This is a genomic window from Bradyrhizobium sp. CIR18 (genome assembly GCF_014198295.1).
Classification (GTDB): Bacteria; Pseudomonadota; Alphaproteobacteria; order Rhizobiales; family Xanthobacteraceae; genus Bradyrhizobium.
Window position 1 is genome coordinate 736778 of the sequence record NZ_JACIHF010000001.1, and the last position, 24801, is coordinate 761578.

Consider the following 24801-nt stretch of genomic DNA (forward strand, 5'->3'; position numbering starts at 1 on the left):
CCGCGGGCACGTTTCGCCTCTCGCGCTTGCGGGGGAGGCCGACGCGCTCGGAGAGCGCGGCGGGTGGGGGCTCTCGCCACACAGGGAACCCCGATGCGGAGACACCCCCACCCCAACCCTCCCCCGCAAGCGGGAGAGGGGGCGCAGCACCCGTGACGCCACACCGCGCGCCTCGTATGCGATTGCCTTCCCGTCCAAGCGTGATGGAGCCCGCCCGCGCTCATGCGTATCTGATCCTGGGATCGATCACGCCGTAGAGTACGTCGATCAGCAGATTGATCGCGAGAAAGGCCAGCACGACGACGAGAATGGAGCCCTGGACCGCCGGAATGTCGCGCTGCAAGACACTGTCGACCAGCAATGAGCCGATGCCCGGCCATGAGAACAGTTTCTCGACCACGACCGCCTGCCCCATCAGGCCACCGAATTGCAGGCCGACGGTGGTGAGAATGATGACGAGCGCGTTGCGCATCACATGCCACTTCACCACCCGCGTCTCGCTCATGCCCTTGGATCGCGCGGTGCGGACGAAATCGGCGGTCATGATCTCGAGGACCGCGGCGCGCGTCGTCCGGGCAAACAGCGCCATCGGCGAGACGCCGAGCGTCACCGCCGGCAGGAGCAGATATTTCAGTCCGCCATCGCCATAGCCGAAACTCGGCAGCCAGCCGAGCTTCAACGCGAACAGGTACATCAGAACCAGTCCGAGCCAGAATTTTGCGATGGAAAGGCCCGATACCGCGACGACCATGGCAAGCGTATCGACGATTCCGCCCGGTCGCAGTGCCGCGATGAAGCCAAGCGGCACGCCGATCACGACCGAGAACGCCATGGCTGCGAAGATCAGTTGCAGCGTCGGCCATGCCCGCTTGGCGATCATGGTGGTGACAGGCTCGCGGGTCCGGAACGAGGTGCCGAAATCACCGGTCGCGAGCTTGGCAATGTAGGCGCCGAAACGCACGTAAACGGGATCGTCGAGGCCGAGCTGCTTCTTCATGCGCAGCTCGACCTGCGGATCGCTGTCGTCGCTCATGGAGGAGACGATGCTGCCGGGAACGACGCTGAACAGCACGAAGACCAGCAGCACGACGGCAAGCACGGTCGGAATGGTCTGCAGCAGGCGACGGAACAGGAAGGAGAGCATCGGCACTTTTCCTCTCTCCCTCCATCGTCTGTGGCGACGGAGGGAGCGCGAGAGCGTATGTCACTTCGCGGGCGAGGTCTCGTCGACCCAGAGGTCTTCGACGTTCTGATGGGTCAGCTCCGTGGCGTTGAGCTGAATCCCCTTGAGCCACGGCTGCACCGCCATGACCGCCTTGTTGTAGTTGAAGAACCAGACCGGTGCCTCCTCATAGAGCAGCGCATTGGCCTTTTGCAGCAGTTGGGCGCGCTTTGCCGGGTCGTCGGCCTGCCCGGCCTCGTCGACGATCTTGTCGAAGTCGGCGTTCTTGAAGATCATGTAGTTGCAGGCTGGCTGCGGCGTCGACGAGTGGAAGCATTTGAGGGCCGCCTGCGGATCCGGGCCGCTCGCCTGGGAATAGATGAAGGCCTGGTAGTCGCCGGTGCGAACCACCTCCGCCAGCACCGCGGTCTCGACCTGCTTGACCTTCGCCTTGATGCCGACCTTGTCCAGCATCGGGATCACGGCCGAGACGATCGGCAAGCCCCAGCTCTCGTTCTGGCTGGTGGTCCATTCGAACTCGAAGCCGTTGGGATAGCCGGCCTCGTTAAGCAACTGCTTGGCCTTGGCGGGATCGTAAGCGTAGGGCTTCATCGCCTTGTCGTAGGCGGGCGAGGTCAGCGGCAGCCAGCTGGTGGCGCGATAGGCCTTGCCCTTGACCAGCTTGTTGATGATCAAGTCGGTATCGATCGCGTAGTTGATCGCCTGTCTCACGCGCTTGTCGGCGAACGGCTTGAATGACGGATTCATCCCCATGTAGCGGGTGAAGACCTCTGCGACCTCGACGATGGTGCCCTTGAGATTGGCGTCGGACTGATAGGCCACATATTGCGCGGGTCCGAGCACCGAGGTGTCGACCTCCTTGTTGCGGAAGGCAACATCGCGCGCCGCGGCCTCGCCCATGATCGACACGACGATCTTGTCGGCATAGGGCTTCCCGGGCTTGTAGAACCGATCCCACCGCTCCAGGACAATGCGCGATCCCGGTACGTGCTCGACGAATTTGAAGGGCCCGAGACCGATCGGCTTCTGGATAAAACTCTCCTTGGCGCCCTCGTCGGCGGGATAGATCGAGGTCAGCGCGGTGAAGAAGTAGAAGCCGGGATCGACCTTCTCGGTCAGCTTCATCTCGACGGTGAAGTCGTCGATCTTCTTCAGCCCGGAGATTTCCTTGGCCTGGCCCTTCTCGACCGCGGCCGCGCCCTCGATCACGCGGACAAACCGCGCGCCGGGATAGGCCTTGGTGCCGTCCATGATGCGGGTGTAGGACCAGATGACATCCTCGGCCGTCATCTTGCGGCCATTGTGGAAATAGGCGTCGTCGCGCAGCTTGAAGGTGTGAACGAGACCGCCGCCCGAGACCACATCCTCCTTGGCAAGCTCCAGGACCGGCTTGCCCTCCGCGGAATTCCAGATGTACAGCGAGCGGTGCAGCGCCTTGGCGTAGATCTCGTCCTGGGCGCGCTGCGTGGTGTGAATGTCCAGGCTGGTGAAACTCGAGCCATAGGGCGCGGTCATCCGGATGGTTCCGCCCTTGCGCGGCGTCTGGGCCTCCGCAGATCCAGCGAGCGCCAGTCCCAAGCCCGCGACGATCGCCATCATCCTGAACATCATGTGTCCCCCACCAACGCAGGTATTCCGATCAGGGATTTGATCATTCGCGGCCTGTCGAATGCAAGCTTCGTTTTTGATGGAGACCAATGTCAGTTCCGGAAGGCGGCCGTCCGGCGATGCCTTCGGGGCCGGTTGCATCCGCCCGGCGATGCAAGCCCTCGATTGACGCGGTGCGTCATCGAGCAACGGGAATAGTGAACATTTCTCGCGATCGGCGCGACCAAGCTCAGGACCGTTATCTGAGCCCCAGGGATCGCGGAAAACAAGGATCGCGCAAAAAAATGACCCGCCGAACGCTAGGTATCCTGCTCGCCGGCAGTCTGGTCGCCGCGACAGCGGCGATGGCGATCCCCGTCACGCCGGACCCTGCCCGCGACGGCCCGACGAAAAACATTCAAATCAATTGGTCCCACACCAAGCGGTCAAACGGGTTTGTCGACGATACATGGTGGGCACTCAGGGGCCGTTGCGCCCCGGACTATCTTGGCGAGCGCCTGCTCTGCGACACTGTCGGGCTTCTGACACAAGCCGCGAGCCGGACATTCGAGGCCAAGATGTCCGACGACATGGGCCTGCCGCTGGTCGACCGTTGGACCCTGATGACCGCGAAGAATTCGCCTTTCATGAGGTCGGCTCACGTCGAGACGCCGCTCAGTCTCGAGGACGTGCTCGGCTTCTATCGCGCTGCACTCGAAAAGCGCGGCTGGACCGAGAACGACGGAGCGGTCGTCGCGCCCGACAGAGCCGTCGTCGCCTTCACGACGTCAGACGGGCCGGCGCTGCTCCGGCTCGTCCGTCAGGGCAACACAACGATCGCCGACCTTGCGCTGCGCAAGCCGTTGGCCGCCACGGCCAAAATCCGGCCGGCGCCGGGACAAGTGATGTTGTTGCTCGGCAACAAAACGGATGAAGCGGCCGACATCACCGTCAATGAGCGAACCATCAGACTGGCGGCTCACGCCGGAGAAGAACTGATCGATTTTGACGCCGCTGCGGATGAGTTGCCTGATAGCCAGAAAATTGATCTGCCGCCGGGCCAGTACAAGGTCACCCTGAAGCTCAAGGGCAGCGCGGCCCAGACGCGTGAGTTCGAGGTCGCGGTCAACGAGACCTGGGGTCTGCTGGTCGGCCCCGAAGGCGCGCCGCTGCCGATGCGGTTGTATTGAGGGCGCGCTGGCGTCTTGGACCGTCATCCTGAGGTGCGAAGCATGCGATGCGAACGCAGCGCGTGCTGAGCCTCGAAGATGAACGGCCGCGATGCAGTTGGGCTGTCGCCCTTCGAGGCCTTCGCTACGCTCCGGCACCTCAGGGTGACGATGAAACATTGGCGCCTGTTGCACCGCTTTGTCATTGCGAGCGCGGAGGCGCGCTCCTCGCCATGAACTCTCTCAACCCGTTAGCTCCGGCCTCCAGTCCCGCAGTTTTCGCGCAGCACCCGTTACATTGCTAATCGTCCGAAACGTCCCTGTCTCCACCATCATCGCCCTCGCCAGCCGCACCGCGCGGGCTTCGCTGACGGCGCGCTTTTTCGGATCTTCGATCAACTCGAAATCGATGTTGTGGGCGAGGCCGAAGATGCGGCGGATGGTCTTTGCGGCCGCGAAGCCGACCGTGTCGGCGAACAGGCGCTGCATATAGGCTTGGCGCTCGGCCTCCAAACGCGCAGCGCCCTGCGCGCCGGCAAAGAGTGAGACTGGATAGGCATCGCCAGTGCCATTCGCCCGCCAGAGGTCGAGGAATTTGCCGGCGAACTCGTTCCAGACCTGCTCGATCGTCTCCAGCACCCAGGCCTCGAACGCGACCCGCTCGCCCGGTGCGCGCTCGTGGCCGGCGGAGGCAAAATAGGCCATCACAAGGTTGGCCAGCACGGCGCCGACGTCGAACCCCATCGGGCCATAGAATGCGAATTCCGGATCGATCACCCGCGTCTGGTTGTTCGTCACCATGATCGAGCCGGTGTGGAGGTCGCCGTGGAGCAGCGCCTCGGGGCTTGCCATGAACTTCAGCTTCAGCCGGGAGATCGCGACATGCAGCTCCATGTCATCGCGCAGGCTTGCAGCGAGCGCATCGAGATACGGCGCAGTCCAGCGGTTTTGCTCGGCGATGCGGTAGGGATCGGTGAAGATCAGATCCTCGGTGATCTTGCAGAGCGCATGATTGCCGGCGAAGGCCGCAATGCCCTCCTTCTTCTCGGCCGCGGACAGCGCAAGGTCGGAGGTGAAGAACAGCGTTCGCGCCATGAAGGTGGTGATGTCACCGACGAAGCCCGGATATTGCATTCCCGCAACCAGCCCCTTGCGCATGATGATGTGGGGTTCGAGCAGCTCCATCACCGTCAGCGCCAGGGCCTCGTTGTGATGCAGCAAAGCCGGCACGAGGCCGGGCGCGAGCTGGGCCTGCCGGGACAGAGCCAGATATTCGTAATGGGCCCGCGACAGCGGCAACGGCCAGCTTTCGCCGACGAGGCGGACATAAGGCAGCGCCTGCTTGACGGCGACGCCGCCGCGCCCGCCCTTCATGATGAAGACGAGATTGAGATTGCCGTCGCCGACCTCGGTGATCTCCCATGAGGCCGGCTCGCCGCCGAGGAGTGCGGCGATATCGGGAAGGCCTGCGAGATAATCCCGCAGCGCCGCTTCATGCAGAATTCGATAGTCCCCCGCCCGGTCCCCGGTCATGACGATCCCACCCCATGCTTGGCATGGCCTGGTCGTTACTCCCGCTTCTGGCAAGCTTGGGCGATCCCGGCCATTCTTTTGGTCGGATCGTAATCGCAATCAAAGCGGTCCGCCACCCGTGTATCGCCGGCACACCCCGGGACCAGTTGCACCGAAAGTTCTTCGTGTCGGACGACCAAGCCGGGGGTCGCGAGCCCACCATTTGCCGATTTTTGGAACACAAGCGGGCTGAGGCAGTTTTGCGTGTCTGAGATTTTGAAGGAGTTAGCGATGAGCCGCGGAATGCCCTCCATGACTGCCCTTCTGGCGATGCTGGCCATGGCCGGCTATCAGAACCGCGACAAGTTGGCAGAGCTGCTGAAAGGTGCGACCGGCGGCTCATCCGCGGGCGGTCAGCAGCCGCCTGGGGGAGTGCTTGGTAATCTCGGCGGCATGCTCGGCGCGGGCGGGATCGGGGGCCTGCTCAATGGCGGCATTGGCGAGCTCCTGGAGCGGTTCAACCAGAACGGCCAGGGCGAGGTCGCCGATTCATGGGTGAAGCCCGGACCCAACAAGGAGATCTCGTCGCCTGAGCTGAGGAATGCGATCGGCTCCGACGTTCTGGAGAAGCTCGAACAGCAGACGGGGCTCTCGCAAGACGAGATCCTCACAAGGCTAACCCGGGAATTGCCCTCGGCGGTCGACAAGTACACGCCGGACGGACGTCTGCCTGAGGCATAGCTGTTGCCGCTTAATCTGGAAGAGGTGTGGAAATGGGTATTCTCTGGACAATCATCATCGGCTTCGTCGCCGGCGTGATCGCCAAGTTCATCATGCCTGGCGACAACGAGCCGTCCGGCTTCATCCTGACGACCATCTTGGGGATCGTCGGCGCCTTCGTTGCGACTTACCTCGGACAGGCGCTCGGATGGTATCGTGCCGAAGAAGGTGCCGGACTGATCGGTGCGGTCGTCGGCGCGATCATCGTGCTGTTCGTCTACGGGCTCTTCGCCGGCCGACAACGCCGAGCGATCTAGCCCGCCTGCGCGAGCGGCTGATCGGGCGTGCGCGAACTTGCGCCGCATCGAGCAGGCGGCGGCGCGCGCATGCCTGCGAGCGCCGGATCGTTACTCCCGCTCCAGGAAGCTCGACCCGATCTCGGCCTTTCTTTTGATCGGATCGTAATCGCAATAGACGCTGTCCGCCACCAGCGTGTAGCTGGCGCTGACCGTGTATTTGTCGAGCTTGGCGGAGTTCAGGCCGATCACCGAGGTGCTCTTGCCCCCGTTCCATTTGAACGGCGTGGAGCTCTTGGCCTGCTCGCAGGCCATCACGGCCTCGTTGAAGACATAGCCCTCGACGAACGCCTTCAGGGTACGCACCTGCGCGGCCATCCGCCATTCGAAATAGCCGATGGCACCGATGCCGGCGACGATCAGCACCAGAAGTGCAATGACGATCCTCTGAAAAGTCATTCGGTCCCCCAAACAATGTCGTCAGCAAAAACGTCTAGCAAAAACGTCTAGAAAGGCATTCCCATCAATTTCGACAGGCGCTCGATCGAGAGATAGCCGGCGTGATAGGCGACCATGCCGAGGCCGTAGATGATCGCCGAGATGATGGTGGTCCAGATCAGCTTGCGGCCCATCCGCGTCAGGATCGGCGCACCAGGGTCGGTGCCGGGCGCACCGACGCCATCCTCGTGCTGGCTGCGTACGCCGAACGGCAGCGTCAGGAACAGCGCGACCCACCAGATGACGAAGTAGATTGCGATCGCGGTTGAGATCTGGATGGCCATGGTTCGGCCTTATGCCTGCTCGATCTCGACCAGCGCGCCGGAAAAATCCTTCGGGTGCAGGAACAGCACCGGCTTGCCATGGGCGCCGATCTTCGGCACGCCGTCGCCGAGCACCCGCGCGCCCTCCTTCACCAGCGTGTCGCGCGAGGCGATGATGTCGACGACCTCGTAGCAGACATGGTGGATGCCGCCGTCGGGGTTACGCTCGACGAATTTTGCGATCGGCGAGGCCTCGCCGAGCGGTTCGATGAATTCGATCTTGGTGTTGGGCAGCGTCGCGAACACGGTGATGACGCCGTGCTCGGGCAGCGGCACGGCTTCCGAGATCTGAGCGCCGAACGCGGCGCCATAGATCCTGGCGGCCTTGACGGCGTCCTTGGTCGCGATCGCGACATGGTTGAGCCGGCCCAGCATTTGTCTTCTCCCCTTACACTGTCAGTACGTGTACCAGACAGGGGGGCTTTTTGCCCCAATGTTCGTTGATCACGGCCCGGACAGCACGTCGCACCGACTCGCCCAATGCGTCGGGGTCGCGGCGGCGCACCTTCGGCAGGCCCTCGATGGTGGAGACCACGGCATCGAAGACGAGGTCGTCGAAGGGCTCGCCTGCCCTGTTCTTCTCGGGGATGCCGACCAGATCGACCTCGGGATCGTCGGCCAGCTCGCCCTGCTCGGTCATGGCAATGGCGACGAAGGCACAGCCGGAAAACGCCATGCGCCGCCGCTCGACCACGGCGCGGGACTTGGAGTCCTCCAGGATCGTGCCGTCCTTGTAGAGGCGGCCGGAAGGCACTTCGCCAATGATGCCGGGATCGCCCGGGCCGAGCTTGATCAGGTCGCCGTTGCGGACCACCAGCACGCGCGGCACGCCGGCGGCGCGCGCGAGCTTGGCGTGCTCGTTCAGGTGCAGCGCCTCGCCGTGGACGGGGATCAGGAGCTGCGGCTTCACCCAGCCAATCATGTCGCGCAATTCGTCGCGGCGGGGATGGCCGGAGACGTGGACCAGATGGTCGCGGTCGGTGATGATCTCGACGCCCTGCAGCACGAGGTTGTTGATGATCGAACCGACCGCCTTCTCGTTGCCCGGGATGGTCCGCGAGGAAAAGATGACGCTGTCGCCGCGGTTGAGCGTGATCTCGGGATGGTCGTCATTGGCGATGCGCGCCAGCGCCGCGCGCGGCTCGCCCTGGCTGCCGGTGCACAGCGCCAGCACCTTGTCCTGCGGCAGATGGCCGTAAACCTCGGGCGAGCGGAAATTCTGCACGCCATCGAGATAGCCGCATTCGCGCGCGACCTGCACCACGCGCTCCATGGCGCGGCCAACCACGACGACCTCGCGGTCGGCGGCCCTGGCAGCAGCAGCGACGGCCTTGATGCGCGCGACGTTGGAGGCGAAGGTCGTGACCGCAACGCGGCCCTTGGCTGATTTCACCAGGTCGATGATGGTGCGGGCGACCTCGGCTTCCGAGGGCGAACGGCCGTCGCGCACTGCGTTGGTGGAATCGCCGATCAAGGCGAGCACGCCTTCCTCACCGAGCTCGCGCAGCCGCTTCTCGTCGGTGGGCGCGCCAAGCGTCGGGGTGGGGTCGATCTTCCAGTCGCCGGTGTGCAGCACCGTGCCGGCTTCGGTGTGGATCGCCAGCGCATGCGCCTCCGGAATCGAATGCGCGACGGGAATGAACTCGACGTTGAACGGGCCGACGTCGACGCGGCCGCCGGACGGCACCACCGTCACCGGGATCTTCGGCGCGTTGCGCTCGGCGGCGCATTTGGCCTCGAACAGGGCAGCACTGAACTGCGTCGCATAGATCGGGCATTTCAGCTTCGGCCAGAGATCGATGATGGCGCCGAAATGGTCCTCGTGGGCGTGGGTCAGCACCAGGCCCATCAAGTTCTTGCGCTCCTTCTCCAGGAAGCTGATGTCGGGCATGATCAGGTCGATGCCCGGCAGATGCTCCTCGTCGCCGAAGGAGACGCCGAGATCGACCGCCATCCAGGCGCGCTGCTGGCGGTTGCCGAGGCCATAGATCGACAGGTTCATGCCGATCTCGCCGACGCCGCCGAGCGGCGCAAACACCAGTTCGTCGGGCTTGGCCATCACGCAGCTCCCACGGAGGCGGCCGAGCCGAAGAACACCTCACCCGCGGCGACCGGTACCCGGCGGCCCTCCGCGGTGCGGACGATCAGACAGCCGGTGTCGTCGATGGTGTCAAAAATGCCTTCCAGCGTCATCGTCCCCGTGTGGATTGCGACCCGCTCGCCGAGGCCGGCGGCGCGCTCCAGCCACAGCTTGCGGATCTCGGCAAAGCCGCTTCCATTGTCCCAGATGCCGCGGAACTCGACCCAGGCGTCGGATAGTGCCGAGAACAGCTCCTCGGCACTGATCTGCACCCCGAGCGCCGCCAACGACACCGCGGGCGTCGGCACGCCCTCGGGCGCTGCAACGACATTGGTGCCGATGCCGACGACGACGGCCAGGCGGTCGCCGATGGCTTCGGCTTCGAGGCCAATGCCGACGAGCTTCTTGCCTCCGGCCAAAACGTCGTTCGGCCATTTCAGGGCGTAGCGCGGACGATCAGGGCCGAGGCGGATTGCGGCCTCGAGGCTGACCTTCTCCAGCGCGGCCTCCTCGGCTAGCCCGGCGGCAAAGCCGAGGGTGGCGGCGACGGCCGGCGCGACGTCCATGACCTCGAGGATGCTGGCGGCGAGATTGCCGCGGGGCGCGATCCAGGCGCGTTGACGGCGGCCGCGGCCGGCGGTCTGCTCCGACGTGACGAACCACATTGGGCCGCGCTCTCCGGCCCTCGCACGTTCGATCGCCTCGGTATTGGTCGAGCCGGTCCGCTCGAACGCCGCGAGCCTGTAGCCCGCGGACGATGCGCGAGGACCGAGCGCGAAACCCATCCTAGAACAGCGACTTTGCCGCGGCGGAGGCGACGCTCACCACGGGACCTGCGAACAGCGCGAACAGGATATTGAACAGGCCGAAAACCGCCAGCACCGTCTTCACCTCGACGCGCACCGGATCGACCTGGCCGGCCGGCTCGTCGAAATACATCGTCTTGACGATGGCGAGGTAGTAGTAGGCGCCGACCACGCTGGTCAGCACGCCGACGACCGCGAGCGTAAACAGGTTCGCCTTGATGGCGGCGACGAAGACGTACCATTTGGCGAAGAAGCCGGCGAGCGGCGGAATGCCCGCCAGCGAGAACAGCAGCATCGCGAACATGAAGGCGAGCAGCGGATTGGTCCGCGACAGGCCGGCGAAATCGCTGATCTGCTCGACCGCCTGGCCGTTGCGGCGCATGGCGAGGATGATCGAGAACGAGCCCAGCGTCATCGCGACATAGATCACGATGTACATCAACACGCCCTGCGCGCCTTCGACGGTGCCGGAGGCAAGGCCGACTAGCGCGAAGCCCATGTGGCCGATCGAGGAATAGGCCATCAGGCGCTTGATGTTGCTCTGGCCGATCGCGGCGAAGGAGCCGAGCGCCATCGAGGCGATCGCCACGAACACCAGGATCTGCTGCCACTGCGAGACGATGCCCGGGAAAGCGGTGAGCGTGACGCGGGTGAACACGGCAAGCGCGGCGACCTTCGGCGCCGACGCGAAGAAGGCGGTGACCGGGGTCGGCGCCCCCTCGTACACGTCAGGCGTCCACATGTGGAACGGCACGGCCGAAACCTTGAAGCAGAGGCCGACGAGCAGGAAGACCAGACCGAACACGAGGCCGACATTCGAGATCGTCGCGGCCGCCGCGATGCCGGTGAAGCTGACCGTGCCAGTGAAGCCGTAGATCAGCGAGGCGCCGTACAGCAGCATGCCCGAGGACAGTGCGCCGAGCACGAAATACTTCAGGCCGGCTTCGGTCGACTTGGCGTTGTCGCGGTTCGAGGCCGCGACGACATAGAGCGCCAGCGACATCAGTTCGAGGCCGAGATAGAGCGAGATCAGGTCGCCGGCCGAGATCAGCACCATCATGCCGAGCGTCGAGAGCAGCACCAGGATGGCGTATTCGAAGATGCGGCGCGAGGGGTCGGACAGGAACTCGGTCGACAGCACCAGCGTCACCGCCGAGCCGATCAGGGCCAGGATCTTCATGAAGCGGGCGAAGTCATCGACGATGAAGCTGCCGCCGAAGGTCACCTGCTTGCCCGCGGGCAGCATGTATTCGAGCACGCCGACCACGACCAGGAGCACGACCGCCAGCGAGGTGACCGCACCGGTCGTCCCCTGCCCGCGATAGGCGCCCAGCATCAGCAGAGCCATGGCGCCGACCGCGAGCACGATCTCGGGCAGCACCGGCGCCAGTTGATAACCTGCAGTCTCAAAGCTCATGGCGATATCCTGACCTGCCCGATCACTGGAGCAGTGCGGCGGCCTTCACGGCCGTCACAGCGGTGTTGTAGTTGTTGACGAGTTGCTGGACCGAGGCGGCCGACATGTCGAGCACCGGCTTCGGATAGACGCCGAACAGGATCGTCAGCGCGATCATCGGGAACAGCGTCAGGCACTCCCGGAAGGTGAGATCCTTCAGGCTCGCCAGCGATGGCTTGACCAGCGCCCCGAACACGACCTTGCGGTAGAGCCACAGCGCGTAGCCGGCCGAGAGGATCACGCCGAAAGTGGCGAAGAACGCGGTCGGGATCGAGACCTTGAAGGTGCCGAGCAACGTCATGAACTCGCCGACGAAGCCTGATGTGCCGGGCAGACCGACATTGGCCATGGTGAAGACCATGAAGGTCAGCGCGTAGAGCGGCATCCGGTTGACGAGGCCGCCATAGGCCGCGATCTCGCGGGTGTGCAGGCGGTCGTAGACGACGCCGACGCAGAGGAACAGCGCCCCGGAGACGATGCCGTGCGAGATCATCTGGAACATGCCGCCGGCGACGCCCTGCATGGTGCCGGCGAAGATGCCCATGGTGACGAAGCCCATATGCGCGACCGAGGAGTACGCGATCAGCTTCTTCATGTCCTCCTGCATCAGGGCCACCAGCGAGGTGTAGATGATGGCGATGGCCGAGAGTGTGAAGATCAGCGGCGCGAAGTCATGCGAGGCCAGCGGGAACATTGGCAGCGAGAAGCGCAGGAAGCCGTAGCCGCCCATCTTCAGCAGGATCGCGGCGAGGACCACGGAGCCCGCCGTCGGCGCTTCGACGTGCGCGTCGGGGAGCCAGGTGTGCACCGGCCACATCGGCATCTTCACCGCGAAGGAAGCGAAGAAGGCGAGCCAGGCCCAGGTCTGCAGCGACCTCGGCACGGCAGTGTGCATCAGCGTCGGAATGTCGGTGGTGCCACCATTCCAGTACAGCGCCATGATGGCGAGCAGCATCAGGACCGAGCCGAGCAGCGTGTAGAGGAAGAACTTGAACGATGCGTAGACCCGGCGCGGACCGCCCCAGACGCCGATGATCAGGAACATCGGGATCAGGCCGCCTTCGAAGAACAGGTAGAACAGCACGAGATCGAGCGCCGAGAAGGTGCCGACCATCAGCGTTTCCAGGATCAGGAACGCCATCATGTATTCGCGGACGCGGTTGGTGATCGCCTTCCAGCTCGCGATGATGCAGAACGGCATCACGGCGGTGGTGAGGATCACCAGCGGCAGCGAGATGCCGTCGACGCCCATGTGGTAGGTGATGCCGGTGGCGAGCCAGTTCGCCTTCTCGACGAACTGGAAGTCGGGATTGGCCGGGTCGAACCGCATGACCAGGATCACCGACACCGCGAAGGTGATCAGCGTGGTCCAGAGCGCGATCCAGCGCGAGTTGCGCTTGGCCGCCTCGTCATCGCCGCGGCTGAGATAGACGATCAGCGCGCCGACCAGCGGCAGGAACGTCGTGACCGATAGGATGGGCCAGGTTGTCATTTACTGGCCTCCAAAGCCGAACATGAACCAGGTGATCAGGCCGGCGGCGCCGATCAGCATGGCGAATGCGTAGTGATAGAGATAGCCGGTCTGGATCTTCACGACGTTGCGGGTGACGTCCAGGACGCGAGCCGAGACGCCGTCGGGGCCGAGGCCGTCGATGATGAAGCCGTCGCCCTTCTTCCAGAGCTGATAGCCGATCCACTTCGCCGGACGGACGAAGATGATGTCGTAGAGCTCGTCGAAGTACCATTTGTTGAGCAGGAACTGGTACAGCATCGGCTGCTCTTTAGCGAGCTGCACAGGGATGTACGGCCGGCGGATGTAGAACAGGTACGAGACGAGGAAGCCCAGCACCATCATCACCGTCGGCAGGAAGGCGATGGTCTCGGGGATGTGGTGCATCTCCTCGATGATGTGCGGGTTCATCTTCACGGATTCGCGGAAGAACTCCTCGATGCCGTGACCGGCGAACAGCTCCTTGAACGGGAAACCGGCGACGATGGAGCCGACTGCGAGCACGCCGATCGGGATCAGCATCCAGATCGGAGCCTCATGCGCGGCCTCATAGTGATGCTCGTCATGCGGCTCGCCATGGAAGGTCTTGAAGATCAGGCGCCAGGAGTAGAACGAGGTCAGGCCGGCGGCGACGACCGTCATCAGGAAGCCGTACATCGCAAACGGAATGTGCGAGGCGTAGGCGGACTCGATGATCGCGTCCTTGGAGAAGTAGCCGGCGGTGAGCGGGAATCCCGTGAGCGCCAGCGTGCCGACCACCATCACCGCATAGGTGTAGGGGATCTTCTTCCAGAGCCCGCCCATGTTGCGGATGTCCTGCTCGTGGTGCATCGCGTAGATCACCGAGCCGGAGCCCAAGAACAGCAGCGCCTTGAAGAAGGCATGCGTGAATAGATGGAACATGCCGACCGAATAGGCCCCTGCTCCCATCGCCACGAACATGTAGCCGAGCTGCGAACAGGTCGAGTAAGCGACGATGCGCTTGATGTCGTTCTGGACGAGGCCGATGGTCGCGGCGAAGAACGCTGTGGTCGCGCCGAAGAACATCACGACGGCCTGCGCATTCGGGGCGAGTTCGAACAGCGGCGACAGGCGCGCCACCATGAAGACGCCCGCGGTGACCATGGTCGCGGCGTGGATCAGCGCCGACACAGGCGTCGGGCCCTCCATCGCGTCCGGCAACCAGGTGTGCAGCAGGAACTGCGCCGACTTGCCCATCGCGCCCATGAACAGCAACAGGCAGGTCAGGGTCAGCGCATCGGCGTGCCAGCCGAGGAAGTTGATGGTCTTGCCGGTAAGGCCCGGCGCGGCGTGGAAGATCGTCTCGAAATCGGTCGAGCTGGTCAGCATGAAGATCGCGAAGATGCCGAGCGCGAAACCAAAGTCGCCGACGCGGTTGACCACGAAGGCCTTGATCGCGGCCGCATTCGCCGACGGCTTCTGGTACCAGAATCCGATCAGCAGATAGCTCGCCAGGCCCACGCCTTCCCAGCCGAAGAACAGTTGCACGAGGTTGTCCGCCGTCACCAGCATCAGCATGGCGAAGGTGAACAGGCTGAGATAGCCGAAGAAGCGCGGCCGGTTCGGGTCCTCGTCCATGTAGCCGATGGAATAGAGGTGCACGAGCGAGGACACGGTAGTCACCACCACCAGCATCACGGCCGTGAGCGTGTCGACCCGCAAGGTCCACCAGACCTGAAGATCGCCGGAGAAGATCCAGGGCAGCAGCTGGACCCTGATGTCGTGGTGCACGAAGCCGACATCGACCAGCGTCATCCAGGACAGCGCGGCCGAGACGAACAGCAACGCGGTGGTGATCAGCTCGGCACCGCGCGAGCCTGCCGCGGCCGGCTCGACCGGGCCGTGGCCGTGATCATCGTGGGCGTCGTCGTGATGGCTCTCGTGGATGACGGACGCATCCTCGTTGATCGTATCGGACGCATGGGCGTGCGCGTGGCCGTGGTCGCCATGATGCTCGACCTCGTCGCCCGAGGGGTTGCGGGCATGCGCGCCGAACAGCGCGATCAGGCCGGCCAGAATGGCGCCCAGCAGAGGCAGAAAGACAATTGCCTGAACCATGACTGAGCTCAGCCCTTCATCAGATTGACGTCCTCAACCGCGATCGAGCCGCGGTTGCGGAAATAGACCACCAGGATGGCGAGACCGATCGCGGCTTCAGCGGCAGCGACGGTCAGCACCAGAAGCGCGAAGACCTGGCCGACGATGTCGCCGAGGAAGGTCGAGAACGCGACGAGGTTGATGTTGACCGAGAGCAGGATCAGCTCGATCGACATCAAGATGACGATGATGTTCTTGCGGTTCAGGAAGATGCCGAGGATGCCGAGCGTGAACAGGATCGCGCCGACCGCCAGATAGTGTCCGAGCCCGATCGTCATTTCACCCACTCCGCCGCGTCAGCGTCCTGGAGCCCCTGCCCCGGCGCCACCTTGCGCATCGCCATCGCCATATCGGGCGTGCGCGCGTTCTGAACGTTGATGTCCTGCCGCTTCACGCTCGCCTTGTGCCGCAGCGTCAGCACGATGGCGCCGATCATGGCGACCAGCAGCACCATGCCCGAGAGCTGGAAGTAGTGGATGTACTTCGTATAGAGCACCAGCCCGAGCGCCTCGGTGTTCGAAACGTTGGCCGGGATCGCCGCCGTAATCGTCTTGGCAACGCCGGGATTGATGACCCAGAAGCCGACGGTGAGCAGCAGCTCGAACAGGAAGATGCCGCCGATCACCAGGCCGACCGGCAGGTACTCGATGAAGCCCTCGCGCAGCTCGGTGAAGTCCACGTCGAGCATCATGATCACGAACAGGAACAGCACCGCGACCGCGCCGACATAGACGACGATCAGGATCATCGCCAGGAATTCGGCGCCCATCAGCACGAACAGGCCGGAGGCGTTGACGAAGGCCAGGATCAGGTACAGCACGGAGTGCACGGGATTGCGCGAGACAATCACCATCACGGCCGAGGCGACACAGACGCCGGCGAAGAGATAGAAGAACAGCGCGGGAAGGATCATGCCCTCACCTCACCGGTACGGCGCGTCGAGCTCGATCGCTTTCGCGATCTCGCGTTCCCAGCGGTCGCCGTTGGCGAGCAGCTTGGCCTTGTCATAGAACAGTTCCTCGCGGGTCTCGGTCGCGAACTCGAAGTTCGGACCTTCGACGATGGCGTCGACCGGGCAGGCCTCCTGGCAGAGGCCGCAATAGATGCACTTCACCATGTCGATGTCGTAGCGAACGGTGCGGCGGGTCCCGTCGTTGCGGCGCGGGCCGGCCTCGATGGTGATGGCCTGTGCCGGGCAGACGGCTTCGCAGAGCTTGCAGGCGATGCAGCGCTCTTCGCCGTTCGGATAGCGGCGCAGCGCATGCTCGCCGCGGAAGCGCGGCGAGATCGGGCCCTTCTCGAACGGATAGTTCAGGGTCGGCTTCGGCTGGAAGAAATAGCGCATGGCGAGGAAGAACGCCGAGACGAATTCCGACAGCAGAAGCGAGCGTGCAGTGGCGTTGACGTTGATACCCATGACGGCCCTCACTTCGGCGCGATGCCGGCGAAATGCAGCACGCCGGCCACCACGATCACCATCGCCAGCGACAGCGGCAGGAACACCTTCCAGCCGAGGCGCATCAATTGATCGTAGCGGTAGCGCGGCACGATCGCCTTTGCCATCGCGAACAGGAAGAACATGAAGAAGACTTTGAGCGAGAACCAGATGATCCCCGGCACCCAGTTGAAGGGCGGCAGGTCGACCGGCGGCAGCCAGCCTCCGAGGAACAGGATCGTTGCCATCGCGCACATCGTGACGATCGCGACATACTCGCCGAGCATGAACAGCAGATACGGCGTCGAGCCGTACTCGACCATGAAGCCGGCGACGAGCTCGGATTCGGCTTCCACGAGGTCGAACGGCGGGCGGTTGGTCTCCGCCAGCGCCGAGACGTAGAACACCACGAACATCGGGAACAGCGGCCAGACGTACCAGTTCAGGATGGTGAGCTGCGGCAGTCCGATCAGGCTGGCGAGACCGCGGACATGCTGGGCCTCGACCACGGCCGACAGGTTCAGCGTGCCGGCGCAGAGCAGCACCGTGATGATGACGAAGCCGATCGAGACTTCATAAGACACCATCTGCGCCGCCGAGCGCAGCGCGGCCAGGAACGGGTATTTCGAGTTCGACGACCAGCCGGCCATGATGATGCCGTAGATCGACAGCGACGAGATCGCGAAGATGAAGAGGATGCCGACATTGATGTCGGAGATCACCCAGCCGAGGCTGGTCGGAATCACCGCCCAGGCCGCGAGCGCGAGCACGCATGAGACCAGCGGCGCAAGGAGAAACACGCCCTTGTTGGCGCCGGCCGGAATGATCGGCTCCTTCAGCACGAACTTCAGCAGGTCGGCGAAGGACTGCAGCAGGCCCCAGGGGCCGACCACGTTCGGGCCGCGCCGGATCTGCACCGCCGCCCAGATCTTGCGGTCGGCGAGCAGGATGTAGGCGATCGCCACGAGCAGGACGACGAGCACCAGGACGCTCTGCGCGACCATGATGATCAGCGGCCAGAGGAACCCGGTCCAGAATGCGCTTTCGAAGAATTCCATCAGATCACGCTCACTCCGCTGCGGTCAGCATGTGCCCGGAGGCGAGGCGCGAACATTCCGCCATTACGGCGGACGCACGCGCGATTGGGTTGGTCAAATAGAAGTCCTCGACCAGCGGCTTGAACGGCGCCTTCTCGGGCGAACCGCCCTTCCCCGCCAGCTTTTTGATCTGGTCGGCCGAGCCGGGCTCGATCTGGTCGAGGCGGATCAAATGCGGCACGGCCTTGAAGATCGCCTGGCGCAAGGCGGCCAGCGAGTCATAGCCGAGCTTCTTGCCGAGCGCCTCCGACAGCGCGCGGACGATCGCCCAGTCCTCGCGGGCTTCGCCCGGCGGGAACGCGGCGCGGCCCGTCATCTGCACGCGGCCTTCGGTGTTGACGTAGATCGCGGACTTCTCGGTATAGGCGGCCGCCGGCAGGATCACGTCGGCGCGATGCGCGCCGCGGTCGCCATGGGTGCCGATATAGACGACGAAGGTACCATCAGGCGCGTTGATCTCGTCGGCCCCGAGCAGGAACAGCAAGTCCAGCGTGCCGAACGTCGTCATCTGCGCGGCGTTCAGGCCGCCGCCGGTGGCAGAGAAGCCGATATCGAGCGCGCCGACGCGCGAAGCGGTCTCGTGCAGCACGCCAAAGCCGTTCCAGCCGTCCTTGACCGCACCGACATCGAGCGCGAGCTTGGCAGCGGCCGCGAGAATGGCGGCGCCGTCGTGACGCGAGGCCGCGCCCGCGCCGACCAGGATGATCGGATTCTTGGCGTTCTTCAGCACGTCCATGAAGGAGTGCTTGCCGGCCGCGAGCTCACCGAGCGTCTCGGTGCCCGCACCGAGGTGATCGTAGTCGTAGGTCAGATCGACCTTCGGGCCGATCACACCGACCTTGAAGCCGCCGGCGCGCCAGCGCTTGCGGATGCGGGCGTTGAACACGGCCGCCTCTTTCCGCGGGTTCGCGCCGATGATGAGCAGCGCATCCGCCTGCTCCACACCCACCAGCGTCGGGTTGAAGATGTAGGAGCCGCGGCCGAGCGCGGGGTCAAAGGCGTCGCCGCCCTGCACCGCCAGATTGCCCGAGCCGTATTTGGCGAGAAGGTCCTTCAGCGCGAACATCTCCTCGACGCCGGCGAGATCGCCGGCAATCGCGCCGATGCGCTTGCCGTCAGTGCGGGCCGCTTTCGCAGCGATCGCGGCGAACGCCTCGGTCCAGCTCGCCGCGCGCAGCTTGCCGGCTTCGCGGATGTAGGGCCGGTCCAGGCGCTGGGTGCGCAGGCCGTCGACGACATGGCGGGTCTTGTCGGAGATCCACTCCTCGTTCACGGCCTCGTTGATGCGCGGCAGCACGCGCATGACTTCGCGGCCGCGGGTGTCGACGCGGATCGCCGACCCGACGCCGTCCATCACGTCGATCGACTGGGTCTTGCCCAGCTCCCAGGGACGCGCCGCAAAGGCATAAGGCTTCGAGGTCAGCGCGCCGACCGGGCAGATGTCGACGAGATTGCCTTGAAGCTCCGAGGTCAGCGCGTGCTCGAGATAGGTCGTGATCTCCATGTCCTCGCCGCGCCCCGTCGCGCCCATCTCGGGGGCGCCTGCGACTTCCGCCGAGAAGCGGACGCAGCGCGTGCACTGGATGCAGCGGTTCATCGAGGTCTTGACCAGCGCACCGAGATATTTGTCCTCGACCGCGCGCTTGTTCTCGGCGAAGCGGCTGGTGTCGACACCATAGCCCATCGCCTGGTCCTGCAGGTCGCACTCGCCGCCCTGGTCGCAGATCGGGCAATCCAGCGGATGGTTGATCAGAAGGAACTCCATCACGCCTTCGCGTGCCTTCTTCACCATCGGCGAACGCGTCGAGATCTCCGGCGGCTCGCCCTTGGGGCCCGGACGGCAATCGCGCACGCCCCAGGCGCAGCTCGCGACCGGCTTGGGGCCGCCCTTCACCTCGACGAGGCACATCCGGCAATTGCCGGCGATCGACAGCCGCTCGTGATAGCAGAAGCGCGGAATCTCGGCGCCGGCCGCCTCGCACGCCTGAAGCAGCGTGTACTCGGCGGGGACATCGATCTCTTTGCCGTCGATGATGAGCTTGGTCATTCTTCTTACTCCGCCGCGACCATGTTCACGGGATCGCGGACGCCGATATCGTCGACATCGGCCTTATGCGAATACTGGTCGATGCGCGCTTCGATCTCGTGACGGAAATGCGCGATCAGGCCCTGGATCGGCCATGCCGCGGCATCGCCGAGCGCGCAGATGGTGTGGCCTTCGACCTGCTTGGTGACTTCGAGCAGCATGTCGATCTCGCGCTTGTGGGCGCGGCCTTCGGCCATGCGGGTGAGCACGCGCCACATCCAGCCCGTACCCTCGCGGCACGGCGTGCACTGGCCGCAGCTCTCGTGCTTGTAGAAATAGGAGATGCGGGCAATGGCGCGGATCAGGTCGGTGGACTTGTCCATCACGATCACGGCCGCGGTGCCGAGGCCCGAGCGCAGCTTGCTCAGGCTGTCGAAATCCATCGGCGTGTCGATGATCTGCTCGGCCGGCACCATGCGCACCGACGAACCGCCGGGGATCACGGCCTTGAGGTTGTCCCAGCCGCCGCGGATGCCGCCGCAATGCTTGTCGATCAGCTCACGGAACGGGATGCCCATCGCCTCTTCGACGTTGCAGGGCCGCTCGACATGGCCGGAGATGCAGAAGAGCTTGGTGCCGACATTGTTCGGACGACCGATGCCGGCGAACCAGGCCGCGCCGCGGCGCAGGATGTCCGGCGCAACCGCGATGGACTCGACGTTGTTGACGGTGGTCGGACAGCCGAACAGGCCGACATTGGCCGGGAACGGCGGCTTCAGGCGCGGCTGGCCCTTCTTGCCTTCGAGGCTTTCGAGCAGCGCGGTCTCTTCGCCGCAGATGTAAGCGCCGGCGCCGTGGGCGACGTAGATGTCGAACGGCCAGCCGTTGACGTTGTCCTTGCCGACCAGCTTGGCTTCATAGGCCTGGTCGATCGCGGCCTGCAGGTGCTCGCGCTCGCGGATGAACTCGCCGCGGACATAGATGTAGCAGGCATGCGCGTTCATCGCGCAGCTCGCGATCAGGCAGCCCTCGATCAGGAGATGCGGATCGTGCCGCATGATCTCGCGATCCTTGCAGGTGCCGGGCTCGGATTCGTCGGCGTTGACGACGAGATAGCTCGGCCGGCCGTCGGTCGATTCCTTCGGCATGAACGACCATTTCAGACCGGTCGGGAAGCCGGCGCCGCCGCGGCCGCGCAGGCCTGACGCCTTCATCTCGTTGATGATCCAGTCGCGGCCCTTGTCGATGATGTTCTTGGTGCCATCCCAGGCGCCGCGGCGCCGCGCACCCTCGAGCCCCCAATCGTGGAGGCCGTAGAGGTTCTTGAAGATGCGGTCCTTGTCCTCGAGCATATCAGTGCTTTCCGATCAACGAATGGTCTGCTTGTAGGCAAGTCCGGCGGCGCAGACGGCGAAGGTCAGCGCCCAGAGCAGAGAGGATTCCAGCGACGCGCTCAGGCCGAAGCGCTGCAGCAGGAAAATGAAAGCGGCCGCCACGGCGGCATGCATCGCGATGAAGCCCCACTTTTTCATGGCATCGCTCTCCTGCACGGAAGGCTGCGAGAGATCACCCATCAGGTGCTCTCCTTCAGCGTGGTCGGCCCGGTGATCGGCGCCGAGAACTGGCGGCCGTTCTGCGGACCGGGCTTGGGCGGATTGCCCGAGGCGAAACCGTCGAGCACCTTGCCGAAGCTTTCCTTGGTCAGGTCCTCATAGGTGTCCTTGCCGATCAGCACCATCGGCGCGTTCACGCAGGCGCCCAGGCACTCGACCTCTTCCCAGCTGAAATTGCCGTCCTTGGAGAGATGGAAGGGCTCGTGATGGATGCGGTGCTCGCAGACGTGGATCAGGTCCTCGGCGCCCCGCAGCCGGCACGGCGTGGTGCCGCAAACCTGGACATGGGCCTTCTTGCCGACGGGGGCGAGCTGGAACATCGTGTAGAAGGTCGCCACCTCCAGCACGCGGATGTAGGGCATGTCGAGCATGTCGGCGATGACGCGGATCGCGGCTTCCGAGACCCAGCCGTCGTGCTGCTCCTGGGCACGCCAGAGGATGGCGATGACGGCGGAGGCCTGACGTCCCGCCGGATATTTCGCGATCTGCTGCTTGGCGAATGCGAGGTTCTCCTCCGTGAACGCAAAGCTCGCGGGCTGGACTTCCTTCGGTGCTAATCGGCGAACGGACATCTCTTCAATCTCTCACTGCATGCGGCGCGCTGTTTTCGCATTCAGGGCTTCGATCCTGTCCTGCCAAAATGCGCTTGCGGTGCCGAAAACGTTGTAGCCGACATGGGTCGAGACCTTGATGCGGTCGAGGATCGACAGCTCGGTCACGGTCTCCATCCGGTTGCTGCGCGGATCGAACACGATCAGCTTCAGCGGGGTCTGTTCGAGGATGAAGCGCGACACTGCATGAGAGCGGTCGCTGCCGTGCTCCTCGCACATGATGACGCTGTCGGCCTGGAGCAGACGCGCGCCGCCCTTGATCGCCTCGATCTCGACGCCCTCGACGTCGAGCTTGATCAGGTATTTGCCGGCGCTTGCCACCTTGCCGTCCTCGATCAGATTGTCGAGAGCGATGACCGGCACGTCCTCACCGCCCGCGGAGGGATCGCCGGCGATGCTGAAGGCTTCGTGCTTGGTGCCTGAGAGACGCGCGGTGCCGCGGGTGGCGCCGATCGCGCATTTCATGGCCTCGAAGCGATTGCCGTTGACGCGGGCGTTGTTGGCGAGCTTCGGATAGTTCTGCCCCGACGGCTCGATCGCGATCGCCTTGTGCGAGCCGAACGGCTTGCTCGACACCAGCACCGACCAATAGCCGTAATTGGCACCGCAATCGAGCAACGTGTAGTCGACGTCGACGCTATCGGCGAACAGCAGCTCGAGCTCGTCCTCATAGTTGTAGGAGCGGTTGAGCAGCTTGCTCCAATAGCCGTCGCCGTAAGGGAACTCGAACACGGCGTCGGGATTGAGCCTGATCGCGATGTTGCGCTCGGGCAGCGTCTTCCGCAGCAAATTCGCGCAGGCGATGTAGCCCATATGCGAGAAGTGCGAGGAGATCTTCGATCCCGTCACCAGCGCCAAGGCAGCCGTCCGCTCCCACAGGTTGGCCCCTTCAAGGGCCCCCGAGGCGCGGTCAAACTGGATTGGCGCCTGCTGCCCCATCACCGATCGACCTCTCCGAACACGATGTCGAGCGAACCGAGAATGGCCGAGACGTCGGCGAGCAGATGGCCGCGGCAGATGTGATCCATCGCCTGCAGATGCGCAAAGCCCGGCGCGCGGATCTTGCACTTGTACGGCTTGTTGGTGCCGTCGGAGATCAGATAGACGCCGAACTCGCCCTTGGGCGCCTCGACCGCGGCGTAGACTTCGCCGGCCGGCACGTGGACGCCTTCGGTGTAGAGCTTGAAGTGGTGGATCAGCGCTTCCATCGAGCGCTTCATCTCGCCACGGCGCGGCGGCGCGACCTTGTTGTCGGCGACGACAACGGGGCCCTTCCCGTCGGGCGCGTTCAGCTTCTGGATGCACTGTTTCATGATGCGGATGGACTGGCGCATCTCTTCCATGCGGATCAGATAGCGGTCGTAGCAGTCACCGTTCTTGCCGATCGGAATGTCGAAATCCATCTCGGCATAGCATTCATAGGGCTGCGACTTGCGCAGGTCCCAGGCCGCGCCCGAGCCGCGCACCATCACGCCCGAGAAGCCCCACTCCCAGGCCTCCTTCAGCGGCACCACGCCGATGTCGACGTTGCGCTGCTTGAAGATGCGGTTGGCGGTGAGCAGGCGGTCGAGATCGTCCACGACTTTCAGGAACGGATCGCACCAGGCCTCGATGTCGTCGACCAGCTTCTGCGGCAAATCCTGATGCACGCCGCCGACGCGGAAGTAAGCCGCATGCATGCGGCTGCCCGAGGCGCGCTCGTAGAACACCATCAGCTTCTCGCGCTCTTCGAAGCCCCACAGCGGCGGGGTCAGGGCGCCGACGTCCATCGCCTGCGTGGTGACGTTGAGCAGATGCGACAGGATGCGGCCGATCTCGCAATAGAGCACGCGGATCAGCTGGCCGCGGCGCGGCACCTCGATGCCGAGCAGCTTTTCGGCCGCCATGCAGAAGGCGTGTTCCTGGTTCATCGGCGCGACGTAGTCGAGCCGATCGAAGTAAGGGATCGCCTGGAGGTAGGTCTTCTGCTCGATCAGCTTCTCGGTGCCACGGTGAAGCAGGCCGATATGCGGATCGACGCGCGCGACGACTTCGCCGTCCAGCTCCAGCACCAGACGCAGCACGCCGTGCGCGGCCGGATGCTGCGGACCGAAATTGATGGTGAAGTTGCGAAGGTTTTCGGGTTGCTCGTTCATGATCAGACCTTCGGTCCCGCTTTTTCATCTCCCGGAAGCACCGGATAATCGGCCCCCTCCCACGGAGACAAAAAGTCGAACTTGCGGAATTCCTGGTTGAGCCGGACGGGCTCGTACACCACCCGCTTCTCCTGGTCGTCGTAGCGGACCTCGACGAAACCGGTGGTCGGGAAATCCTTGCGCAGCGGATGGCCCTCGAAGCCGTAATCGGTGAGGATGCGGCGCATGTCGGGATGGCCGACGAAGAACACGCCGTAGAGGTCGTAGGCCTCGCGCTCGAACCAGTCGGCGCCGGGGAACAATTCGATCAGCGACGGCACCTGCGTGGTCTCGTCGGCCTGGGCCTTGAGGCGGATCCGCGCGTTCAGGGTCGGTGACAGGAAGTGATAGATCACGTCGAAGCGCTTCTCGCGCGAGGGATAGTCCGCGGCCGTGATGTCGGTGAAGTTGACGAAGCGGCAGCTCGGGTCGTCGCGGAGGTACTTGACCACCTCGACGATCTTGCTGGCTTCGACATCAACCGTGAGCTGGTTGAAGGCCACCGAATGACCGATCGCGGCGCCCGGAAGCGCGCTAACGATCGTCTGCCCCAGTGCGTCGAGCTTGGCGTCGTCCATGACGTAAAA

General features: G+C 64.2%; 25 protein-coding genes. 3 read left to right on the forward strand and 22 right to left on the reverse strand.

The window, feature by feature from the left end:
* Positions 1–220: 220 nt before the first annotated feature.
* Positions 221–1144 carry an ABC transporter permease gene (locus tag GGD65_RS03565; RefSeq protein WP_179738899.1) on the reverse strand — a complete coding sequence of 308 codons (924 nt, stop codon included), beginning with the start codon at positions 1142–1144 and terminating at the stop codon, positions 221–223.
* 60 nt (positions 1145–1204) lie between these two features.
* Positions 1205–2794, reverse strand: coding sequence for an ABC transporter substrate-binding protein (locus GGD65_RS03570; RefSeq protein WP_183234419.1), 1590 nt, complete (start codon positions 2792–2794; stop codon positions 1205–1207).
* An 86-nt stretch (positions 2795–2880) separates the two neighbouring features.
* Between GGD65_RS03570 and GGD65_RS03575 the strand changes: the two genes are divergently transcribed.
* Positions 2881–3960 carry a hypothetical protein gene (locus GGD65_RS03575; RefSeq protein ID WP_246783185.1) on the forward strand — a complete coding sequence of 360 codons (1080 nt, stop codon included), beginning with the start codon at positions 2881–2883 and terminating at the stop codon, positions 3958–3960.
* Positions 3961–4182: 222 nt separating this feature from the next.
* On the opposite strand, the gene mtnK is transcribed toward GGD65_RS03575, so the two are convergent.
* On the reverse strand, positions 4183–5472 hold the full coding sequence (mtnK, locus tag GGD65_RS03580; RefSeq protein ID WP_183234420.1) for an S-methyl-5-thioribose kinase: 1290 nt from the start codon (positions 5470–5472) through the stop codon (positions 4183–4185).
* Between the two features lie 270 nt (positions 5473–5742).
* Between mtnK and GGD65_RS03590 the strand changes: the two genes are divergently transcribed.
* Both GGD65_RS03590 and GGD65_RS03595 read left to right on the forward strand, forming a co-directional pair.
* Positions 5743–6192, forward strand: coding sequence for a YidB family protein (locus tag GGD65_RS03590; protein ID WP_179738786.1), 450 nt, complete (start codon positions 5743–5745; stop codon positions 6190–6192).
* Between the two features lie 32 nt (positions 6193–6224).
* A complete protein-coding gene (locus tag GGD65_RS03595; protein WP_183231712.1) occupies positions 6225–6488 on the forward strand; it encodes a GlsB/YeaQ/YmgE family stress response membrane protein in 264 nt (87 codons plus the stop codon).
* A 90-nt stretch (positions 6489–6578) separates the two neighbouring features.
* Here the strand turns inward: GGD65_RS03595 and GGD65_RS03600 are convergent, their stop codons facing one another.
* Genes GGD65_RS03600 through GGD65_RS03690 form a run of 19 tightly spaced genes read right to left on the reverse strand, consistent with a single transcriptional unit; the run spans position 6579 to position 24792 of the window.
* On the reverse strand, positions 6579–6926 hold the full coding sequence (locus GGD65_RS03600; RefSeq protein WP_028141470.1) for a hypothetical protein: 348 nt from the start codon (positions 6924–6926) through the stop codon (positions 6579–6581).
* Between the two features lie 47 nt (positions 6927–6973).
* Positions 6974–7249, reverse strand: a complete 276-nt coding sequence (locus GGD65_RS03605; protein ID WP_018320157.1) for a DUF1467 family protein — start codon at positions 7247–7249, stop codon at positions 6974–6976.
* A 9-nt stretch (positions 7250–7258) separates the two neighbouring features.
* The gene (gene mce, locus GGD65_RS03610) at positions 7259–7663 is read right to left on the reverse strand and encodes a methylmalonyl-CoA epimerase (protein ID WP_018320156.1); all 405 of its coding nucleotides are present in this window, start codon (positions 7661–7663) and stop codon (positions 7259–7261) included.
* Positions 7664–7676: 13 nt separating this feature from the next.
* Positions 7677–9347, reverse strand: coding sequence for a ribonuclease J (locus GGD65_RS03615; RefSeq protein WP_183234421.1), 1671 nt, complete (start codon positions 9345–9347; stop codon positions 7677–7679).
* Positions 9347–10153, reverse strand: coding sequence for a biotin--[acetyl-CoA-carboxylase] ligase (locus GGD65_RS03620; RefSeq protein WP_179738789.1), 807 nt, complete (start codon positions 10151–10153; stop codon positions 9347–9349). Before GGD65_RS03620 ends, GGD65_RS03615 begins: the two co-directional genes overlap by 1 nt.
* Position 10154: 1 nt before the next feature.
* On the reverse strand, positions 10155–11591 hold the full coding sequence (gene nuoN, locus GGD65_RS03625) for an NADH-quinone oxidoreductase subunit NuoN (protein WP_092257304.1): 1437 nt from the start codon (positions 11589–11591) through the stop codon (positions 10155–10157).
* Positions 11592–11613: 22 nt separating this feature from the next.
* Positions 11614–13122: an NADH-quinone oxidoreductase subunit M gene (locus tag GGD65_RS03630; RefSeq protein ID WP_183234422.1), complete on the reverse strand. Its 1509-nt coding sequence runs from the start codon at positions 13120–13122 to the stop codon at positions 11614–11616.
* Complete coding sequence (gene nuoL / locus GGD65_RS03635) at positions 13123–15219, reverse strand: NADH-quinone oxidoreductase subunit L (protein WP_183234423.1); 2097 nt, start codon at positions 15217–15219, stop codon at positions 13123–13125.
* Positions 15220–15227: 8 nt separating this feature from the next.
* On the reverse strand, positions 15228–15536 hold the full coding sequence (nuoK, locus tag GGD65_RS03640) for an NADH-quinone oxidoreductase subunit NuoK (RefSeq protein WP_008547737.1): 309 nt from the start codon (positions 15534–15536) through the stop codon (positions 15228–15230).
* Positions 15533–16171, reverse strand: a complete 639-nt coding sequence (locus tag GGD65_RS03645; protein WP_183234424.1) for an NADH-quinone oxidoreductase subunit J — start codon at positions 16169–16171, stop codon at positions 15533–15535. Before GGD65_RS03645 ends, nuoK begins: the two co-directional genes overlap by 4 nt.
* Before the next feature lie 9 nt (positions 16172–16180).
* Complete coding sequence (gene nuoI / locus GGD65_RS03650; protein ID WP_191093171.1) at positions 16181–16675, reverse strand: NADH-quinone oxidoreductase subunit NuoI; 495 nt, start codon at positions 16673–16675, stop codon at positions 16181–16183.
* Between the two features lie 8 nt (positions 16676–16683).
* Positions 16684–17751, reverse strand: coding sequence for an NADH-quinone oxidoreductase subunit NuoH (gene nuoH / locus GGD65_RS03655; RefSeq protein WP_183231715.1), 1068 nt, complete (start codon positions 17749–17751; stop codon positions 16684–16686).
* 10 nt (positions 17752–17761) lie between these two features.
* Entirely contained in the window at positions 17762–19837 is a 2076-nt protein-coding gene (gene nuoG / locus GGD65_RS03660; protein WP_183234425.1) for an NADH-quinone oxidoreductase subunit NuoG, read from the reverse strand.
* Between the two features lie 5 nt (positions 19838–19842).
* Positions 19843–21168 carry an NADH-quinone oxidoreductase subunit NuoF gene (gene nuoF / locus GGD65_RS03665; protein WP_018320146.1) on the reverse strand — a complete coding sequence of 442 codons (1326 nt, stop codon included), beginning with the start codon at positions 21166–21168 and terminating at the stop codon, positions 19843–19845.
* 15 nt (positions 21169–21183) lie between these two features.
* Positions 21184–21390 (reverse strand): hypothetical protein, encoded by a 207-nt coding sequence (locus GGD65_RS03670; protein ID WP_183234426.1) that lies wholly within the window; start codon positions 21388–21390, stop codon positions 21184–21186.
* Positions 21390–22001 carry an NADH-quinone oxidoreductase subunit NuoE gene (gene nuoE / locus GGD65_RS03675; protein WP_018320144.1) on the reverse strand — a complete coding sequence of 204 codons (612 nt, stop codon included), beginning with the start codon at positions 21999–22001 and terminating at the stop codon, positions 21390–21392. Before nuoE ends, GGD65_RS03670 begins: the two co-directional genes overlap by 1 nt.
* A gap of 12 nt (positions 22002–22013) precedes the next feature.
* On the reverse strand, positions 22014–22979 hold the full coding sequence (locus GGD65_RS03680) for an FkbM family methyltransferase (protein WP_183234941.1): 966 nt from the start codon (positions 22977–22979) through the stop codon (positions 22014–22016).
* Entirely contained in the window at positions 22979–24175 is a 1197-nt protein-coding gene (locus GGD65_RS03685; RefSeq protein ID WP_018320142.1) for an NADH-quinone oxidoreductase subunit D, read from the reverse strand. Before GGD65_RS03685 ends, GGD65_RS03680 begins: the two co-directional genes overlap by 1 nt.
* A gap of 2 nt (positions 24176–24177) precedes the next feature.
* Positions 24178–24792 (reverse strand): NADH-quinone oxidoreductase subunit C, encoded by a 615-nt coding sequence (locus GGD65_RS03690; RefSeq protein WP_183234427.1) that lies wholly within the window; start codon positions 24790–24792, stop codon positions 24178–24180.
* Positions 24793–24801: the final 9 nt, after the last annotated feature.

Bases quoted from the DNA above. Each gene is read 5' to 3' on its own strand.
- mtnK (WP_183234420.1), bottom strand. From the start codon at position 5,472: ATGACCGGGGACCGGGCGGGGGACTATCGAATTCTGCATGAAGCGGCG.
- GGD65_RS03615 (WP_183234421.1), bottom strand. From the start codon at position 9,347: ATGGCCAAGCCCGACGAACTGGTGTTTGCGCCGCTCGGCGGCGTCGGC.
- mce (WP_018320156.1), bottom strand. From the start codon at position 7,663: ATGCTGGGCCGGCTCAACCATGTCGCGATCGCGACCAAGGACGCCGTC.
- nuoF (WP_018320146.1), bottom strand. From the start codon at position 21,168: ATGCTCGAGGACAAGGACCGCATCTTCAAGAACCTCTACGGCCTCCAC.
- GGD65_RS03565 (WP_179738899.1), bottom strand. From the start codon at position 1,144: ATGCTCTCCTTCCTGTTCCGTCGCCTGCTGCAGACCATTCCGACCGTG.
- GGD65_RS03570 (WP_183234419.1), bottom strand. From the start codon at position 2,794: ATGATGTTCAGGATGATGGCGATCGTCGCGGGCTTGGGACTGGCGCTC.
- nuoK (WP_008547737.1), bottom strand. From the start codon at position 15,536: ATGACGATCGGGCTCGGACACTATCTGGCGGTCGGCGCGATCCTGTTC.
- nuoI (WP_191093171.1), bottom strand. From the start codon at position 16,675: ATGGGTATCAACGTCAACGCCACTGCACGCTCGCTTCTGCTGTCGGAA.
- GGD65_RS03670 (WP_183234426.1), bottom strand. From the start codon at position 21,390: ATGGGTGATCTCTCGCAGCCTTCCGTGCAGGAGAGCGATGCCATGAAA.
- nuoN (WP_092257304.1), bottom strand. From the start codon at position 11,591: ATGAGCTTTGAGACTGCAGGTTATCAACTGGCGCCGGTGCTGCCCGAG.
- GGD65_RS03645 (WP_183234424.1), bottom strand. From the start codon at position 16,171: ATGATCCTTCCCGCGCTGTTCTTCTATCTCTTCGCCGGCGTCTGTGTC.
- nuoE (WP_018320144.1), bottom strand. From the start codon at position 22,001: ATGTCCGTTCGCCGATTAGCACCGAAGGAAGTCCAGCCCGCGAGCTTT.
- GGD65_RS03620 (WP_179738789.1), bottom strand. From the start codon at position 10,153: ATGGGTTTCGCGCTCGGTCCTCGCGCATCGTCCGCGGGCTACAGGCTC.
- nuoH (WP_183231715.1), bottom strand. From the start codon at position 17,751: ATGGAATTCTTCGAAAGCGCATTCTGGACCGGGTTCCTCTGGCCGCTG.
- GGD65_RS03630 (WP_183234422.1), bottom strand. From the start codon at position 13,122: ATGACAACCTGGCCCATCCTATCGGTCACGACGTTCCTGCCGCTGGTC.
- GGD65_RS03600 (WP_028141470.1), bottom strand. From the start codon at position 6,926: ATGACTTTTCAGAGGATCGTCATTGCACTTCTGGTGCTGATCGTCGCC.
- GGD65_RS03595 (WP_183231712.1), top strand. From the start codon at position 6,225: ATGGGTATTCTCTGGACAATCATCATCGGCTTCGTCGCCGGCGTGATC.
- nuoG (WP_183234425.1), bottom strand. From the start codon at position 19,837: ATGACCAAGCTCATCATCGACGGCAAAGAGATCGATGTCCCCGCCGAG.
- GGD65_RS03680 (WP_183234941.1), bottom strand. From the start codon at position 22,979: ATGGGGCAGCAGGCGCCAATCCAGTTTGACCGCGCCTCGGGGGCCCTT.
- GGD65_RS03605 (WP_018320157.1), bottom strand. From the start codon at position 7,249: ATGGCCATCCAGATCTCAACCGCGATCGCAATCTACTTCGTCATCTGG.
- nuoL (WP_183234423.1), bottom strand. From the start codon at position 15,219: ATGGTTCAGGCAATTGTCTTTCTGCCTCTGCTGGGCGCCATTCTGGCC.
- GGD65_RS03685 (WP_018320142.1), bottom strand. From the start codon at position 24,175: ATGAACGAGCAACCCGAAAACCTTCGCAACTTCACCATCAATTTCGGT.
- GGD65_RS03590 (WP_179738786.1), top strand. From the start codon at position 5,743: ATGAGCCGCGGAATGCCCTCCATGACTGCCCTTCTGGCGATGCTGGCC.
- GGD65_RS03690 (WP_183234427.1), bottom strand. From the start codon at position 24,792: ATGGACGACGCCAAGCTCGACGCACTGGGGCAGACGATCGTTAGCGCG.
- GGD65_RS03575 (WP_246783185.1), top strand. From the start codon at position 2,881: ATGTCAGTTCCGGAAGGCGGCCGTCCGGCGATGCCTTCGGGGCCGGTT.